Annotated in this window: 4 protein-coding genes; 2 read left to right on the top strand and 2 right to left on the bottom strand. The window is 69.1% G+C overall.

All coding sequences use genetic code 11. From position 1 onward, the window contains the following. Positions 1–92: 92 nt before the first annotated feature. Together V1634_RS23425 and V1634_RS23430 are read right to left on the bottom strand one after the other, a co-directional pair. Positions 93–1,172, bottom strand: a complete 1,080-nt coding sequence (locus tag V1634_RS23425) for an inositol-3-phosphate synthase (RefSeq protein WP_331210042.1) — start codon at positions 1,170–1,172, stop codon at positions 93–95. A gap of 50 nt (positions 1,173–1,222) precedes the next feature. Next, positions 1,223–1,840 (bottom strand): PadR family transcriptional regulator, encoded by a 618-nt coding sequence (locus V1634_RS23430; RefSeq protein ID WP_331210045.1) that lies wholly within the window; start codon positions 1,838–1,840, stop codon positions 1,223–1,225. Between the two features lie 199 nt (positions 1,841–2,039). Between V1634_RS23430 and V1634_RS23435 the strand changes: the two genes are divergently transcribed. Together V1634_RS23435 and V1634_RS23440 are read left to right on the top strand one after the other, a co-directional pair. Next, entirely contained in the window at positions 2,040–2,507 is a 468-nt protein-coding gene (locus V1634_RS23435; protein WP_331210043.1) for a DUF5318 domain-containing protein, read from the top strand. Between the two features lie 200 nt (positions 2,508–2,707). Then, positions 2,708–5,605, top strand: a complete 2,898-nt coding sequence (locus tag V1634_RS23440; protein WP_331210044.1) for a transglycosylase domain-containing protein — start codon at positions 2,708–2,710, stop codon at positions 5,603–5,605. Positions 5,606–5,732 lie beyond the last annotated feature (127 nt).

Genomic DNA, 5,732 nt, shown 5'->3' on the forward strand with positions numbered 1-5,732 from the left:
CCCCACGACCAGGCCGACCAGGAGCACCGTCCCGGAAAGCAGGAGCGGGGCCGGACCGTTTCCGGTCCGACCCCGCTCACCGGGTCTCACCCTCAGCGCTCGATGGTGCCGGCGATGAAGTCCTCGACGGCCTGGTGGGCGTCGTGGTCGGCGTACTGCTCCGGCGGCGACTTCATGAAGTAGCTCGACGCGGAGAGGATCGGGCCCCCGACGCCCCGGTCCAGGGCGATCTTCGCGGCCCGGACGGCGTCGATGATGACGCCGGCCGAGTTGGGCGAGTCCCAGACCTCGAGCTTGAGTTCCGCGTTCAGCGGTACGTCGCCGAAGGAGCGCCCCTCCAGCCGGATGTACGCCCACTTGCGGTCGTCCAGCCACGGCACGTGGTCCGACGGCCCGATGTGCACGTCGCCCTTGTTGATCTCGTGCGGGATCTGGGAGGTCACCGACTGGGTCTTGGAGATCTTCTTCGAGACCAGGCGGCTGCGCTCCAGCATGTTCATGAAGTCCATGTTGCCGCCGAAGTTGAGCTGGTACGTGCGCAGCAGCTCGACGCCCCGGTCCTCGAAGAGCTTGGCCAGCGCCCGGTGCACGATGGTCGCGCCGACCTGGCTCTTGATGTCGTCGCCGACGATCGGCAGCCCGGCGTCGACGAACTTCTGCGCCCAGGCCGGGTCGGAGGCGATGAAGACCGGCAGCGCGTTGACGAAGGCGCAGCCCGCCTCGATCGCGGCCGTGGCGTAGAACTTCGCGGCCTCCTCGGAGCCCACCGGCAGGTAACAGACCACGACGTCGACCCGCGCCTCCCGCAGCGCCGCGACGACGTCGGCCGGCTGGCGGTCGGACTCCTCGACGATCTCCCGGTAGTACTGGCCCAGCCCGTCCAGGGTCGGGCCGCGCTGCACGAGTACGCCGGTCGGCGGTACGTCGCAGAGCTTGATGGTGTTGTTCTCGCTGGCGACGATCGCCTCCGCGAGGTCCATGCCCACCTTCTTGGCGTCGACGTCGAACGCCGCGACGAACTCCACGTCCGAGACGTGGTAGTCGCCGAAGGTGACGTGCATGAGACCCGGGACGCGGTCGTTGGGGTCGGCATTGCGGTAGTACTCGACGCCCTGGACCAGGGACGAGGCGCAGTTACCCACACCGACGATGGCGACGCGGACGGAGCCCATCGCGTTTGCCTCCTTTGTGTTCATCACGGCCGCTCCGACTCATTCCTGGACTATCCAGGCGGAGGCGGGATGTTCTCTTCTGAAGGACCCGGGCCGGTGCCCGGGGTGGACCCATCCGGGGTCCGGCCGGAGCGCTCGTTGGCGATGAGCTCCTCCAACCAGCGGACCTCGCGCTCACAGGCGTCGAGGCCGTGACGTTGAAGTTCGAGCGTGTACGCGTCGAGCCGTTCGGCCGCCCGGCTCAACACGTCGCGCAAGCCCTCGCGACGCTCCTCCACCTTGCGGCGCCGGCCCTCCAGGATGCGGAGTCGGGTCGCTCGGTCGGTACGGGCGAAGAATGCGAAGTGCACTCCGAACCCGGTGTCCTCGTAACTCTCTGGACCGGTCTGGGCGATCAGTTCGGCGAACCGTTCCTTGCCCTCCGCGGTGATTTTGTAGACGACGCGCCCGCGACGGCTGGTCAGCGCCGGGATCTCCTCGGCAGTGGCCGGTGTCTCGGCCGCCTCGGTGATCCAGCCGGCTGCCTGCAACCGACGCAGGGTCGGATAGAGCGAGCCGTAGCTGATCGCTGCCCGGATCGCCCCGAGCTTGGCGGCGAGTTCCTTGCGGAGCTCGTAGCCGTGCATGGGGGACTCCTGCAGGAGACCGAGGATGGCGAGCTCGAGCACGAGCACCCCTCTCCGTGTCTCCGTCGGATCCCGGTGGCTTCCCGTCGTTGGGAACCCGTTCGTCGGCCCGATGTATCGGCCCGATACATCGCACGGTAGACCCTTCGGGGCGGCGAGGCAAACCCCCGCACGGCACGGACTCGATTACAGTAAGTGACGATGGTCGCCTCGTCCGGCCGGACCCAGTACTCTTCTGCCCATGCGTTCGCAGCGCCAGGTCGTCGACTACTCGCTACAGAAGCGAGCGGTGCTGCGTGAGGTGCATTCGGGTCGGGTGGGGACGTACGAGGTGTGCGACGCTTCGCCGTACCTCAAGAACGCTGCCCGGTTCCACGGTGAGCCGACCGAGACGCTCTGTCCGGTCTGCCGACGGGAAAATCTGACCCACGTCCACTACATTTACGGCGATGAACTCAAGCAGTCGGCCGGCCAGGCCCGCACCCGAGCGGAGCTGTCGGTGCTGGCGATGACCCTGCGTGAGTTCCAGGTCTACGTGGTGGAGGTGTGCCGCGGCTGCGACTGGAACCATCTCGTCGAGCAGTTCCTGCTCGGCCGGGACGGCGTCTCCGGTGACGACAGCGTCGGCGCCGCCGAGCCGGCCGCGGGTGCGGCCGCGGCCGCGTCGAACGGCACCTCGGTCAGACGAAGGCGTGAGGCGCGCCGGTGACCCTGACTCGTTCCCCGGCCCTCGGGATCCTCTCCCGCCGGCAGGACGAGTCTTATCCAGCAAACCGGAAAAGTCCGGTTTTTTCCGATGTCGCATCATCCGCAGATCGGGGTTTCCGATCCCGGGTGGAGCGTGTCCCAACTCACGGCAACCCGGTGGTGGCGCGCATGGCCATCACCGCGACCGGCAGGGTGTGACGAATGAACTCGTACGGCGATCCTAGTTCCGCGCGCGGTCGGGCCCAGTACCCGGGCGCGAACGGCGACCACGGACCAGCGGACGATCCATACCAGCGCCCGTCCTGGGACGACCCGGGAGCCGCTCGCCGCTCGTCCGACGGTGACCGGGGCGGCTGGCCCGCCAACAACGGCCGGGCCGGCGGCACGTCGGCCCGGGCCAGCGTCAGCGGCCGGGCCTCCTCCGGCCGGGCCACACCGCCCGGGCGGGGCTCCGCCGACGGCGGTTGGGCCGCGCCGGTGTCGCCCGCCTCCGGCTCCGCGTCGGTCGGCTCCGCCTCTCCGGGGCGGGCCCGGGTCGGTGGCCGGGCCGGCGTCGGCAGCGCCTCGGTTCCCGACGCGCCGGGCTCCGGTGGCGGCTACGGTGCCGGCCGGGCCTCCGCCGGCCGGGCCAGCGTCGGCACCGCCTCGGTCAGTGGCGGCGGTGCGAACGGCGCCGCCGGTCGGGCCCGGGTGGGCCGGGCGGTCGTACCCGTCTCGCCGGCCGGTCCCGGCGGACCGGACGACCCGGACGGTCCCGGTGGCCGGCGGGGTCGCGGGGGCACCGGTGACCTCGACCCGGCGGCGAAGAAGCGGGCCAAGAAGCGTAAGCGGGTCAACATGCTGATCGCCGCCTTCGCCGTCTTCATCATGCTGGCCGGCGGCGGCGTGGTCGCCGCGACCTGGTATTCGACAAGCGTCCCGATGCCGGACCAGCTCCCGCTGCCGCTGGCGACCACGGTCTACGCCGCCGACAAGAAGAACGTCGTGGCCAAGCTGGGCGACGAGAACCGGCAGATCGTCACGATCAAGCAGATCCCGGAGCACGTGCAGCACGCGGTCGCCTCGGCCGAGGACCGCAACTTCTACACCCACGACGGGGTCGACTACGCCGGCATCGCCCGAGCCGCCTGGAACAACTTCACCGGCGGCAGCAAGCAGGGTGCCTCGACCATCACCCAGCAGTACGCCCGCAACGCGTACGAGAACCTCCAGGACGACAGCTACCAGCGCAAGGTCAAGGAGGCGATCCTCGCCTCCAAGCTGAACGACCAGTTCGACAAAGACGAGATCATGCAGCACTACCTCAACACGATCTACTTCGGTCGGGGTGCGTACGGCATCGAGATCGCGGCGCAGACCTACTTCGCCAAGTCGGCCTCCAAGCTCACCGAGGCCGAGGGTGCGGTGCTGGCGGCGGTGATCAAGCAGCCGCAGGTCGACACGGCCACCGGGCACAAGGGCTTCGACCCGGCGGACAACCCCGAGGAGGCCAAGGCCCGCTGGGAGTACGTCCTCAACGGCATGGTCCAGAAGAAGTGGCTGTCGCCGGAGAAGCGGGCCCAGATGACCTACCCGGAGATTCAGAAGAGGAAGAGCGCCAACGAGGCGTTCGGGGTGAAGACCCCGCGCGGCAACGTGGTCAACTACGTCAAGGCGGAGATGGCGGAGCGCGGCCTCTGCACGCTCGGCCCGGCGACGGCCGACAAGGTCGACTGTTCCAGCGCGCTCCGGGACGGTGGTTACAAGATCACGACGACCATCAACTGGAAGATGCAGATGGAGGCCGAGAAGGCGGCCCAGCGCAAGAAGGGCTCGCCGCTCTACGGCCAGCCCGACAACCTGATGTCCGCGCTGGTCTCGGTCGAGCCGAAGAGCGGCAAGGTGCTGGCCTACTACGGCGGCGACAGCGGCGCGGACTACGACTACGCGGGTCTGAACACCAACGCCGGCGTGCTGAGCGGTGGCCACCCGCCGGGCTCGAGCTTCAAGGTCTACACCCTGGCGGCCGCGATCAACGAGGGCATCTCGATCGATTCGATCTGGGACGCCCGGCCGTTCACGGTCAAGAACACCAAGATCAAGGTGCAGAACGCCGGCCGCGACGTGCGGGAGACCTGTGACCAGGCCTGCACGCTCAAGGAATCCACCGTCAGGTCGTACAACGTGCCCTTCTACCACGTGACCGAGAAGATCGGCGCGGACAAGGTGCTGTCGATGGCCCGGCAGGCCGGCGTCCGGACCATGTGGGAGACCAAGGACATCCCGCCGAAGTGGCACGACCTGACGAAGGAGAAGCCGGAGGATCTGGCGCCGGAACCCTTCTTCAACGTGGTGGCGTACGGGCAGTACCCGATCACCGTGCTCGACCACGCCAACGGGCTGGCGACGCTGGCCAACGGCGGCGTCTACAACAAGGCGCACTTCATCGAGCTGATCGAACAGCAGGACCCGGAAACCGGTCAGTGGAAGAAGATCGGCGGGGCGAAGGCCGATCCGAAGCAGCGCATCCCGAAGAACGTCGCCGACGAGGTCACTGCGGTCCTGAAGGAAATTCCCAAGGAAAACAACGGCAACCTCGAGGGCCGGGAAGAGGCCGGCAAGACCGGCACCTGGGAATACGACCAGAAGGACAACGCGCACGCCTGGATGGTCGGCTACACCCCGCAGGTCGCCACCGCGGTCTGGGTCGGCAGCAAGGACCCGAAGAAGCCCCAGATCAAGACCAAGGGCGGTCAAGACGTCGGCGGTAGCGGGCTGCCGGCCGACATCTGGCAGCAGTACATGAGCAAGGCCCTGGCCGGCAAGGAGGCGATGTCCCTGCCGGACGCCAAGAAGATGGGTGACAAGGAGGTCGGCAACGGCAAGGAGCCGGTACAGACTCCGCCGCCGGTGCCCCCCAACCCGGGTCCCGGTGGCGGCAACCCCGGCGACAACCCCGGTGGTAACCCCATCTGCCAGGGCCCGAACCCGCCCCCGCTGATCTGCCCGCCCGCTGGCGGCGGTCCGGGCGGAGGTGGTCCGGACCTTCCGCCGGGAGATGACGACGACGGCGGCGGTGGCGGAAACGGCAACGGGCGAGGCGGCGGCGGTGGCGGCTAGCCACCGACTCCCACCCCGCACCTCGGAGCACTGAGTCCCATCGATCGATGCGGCCGGGGGGGGGGGGGGCCCCCCCCCCCCCCCCCCCCCCCGGGGGGCGCCAACCCCCCCCCCCCCCCGCCCCGCC

It is taken from the genome of Plantactinospora veratri, from assembly GCF_036421995.1.
Classification (GTDB): Bacteria; Actinomycetota; Actinomycetes; order Mycobacteriales; family Micromonosporaceae; genus Plantactinospora; species Plantactinospora veratri.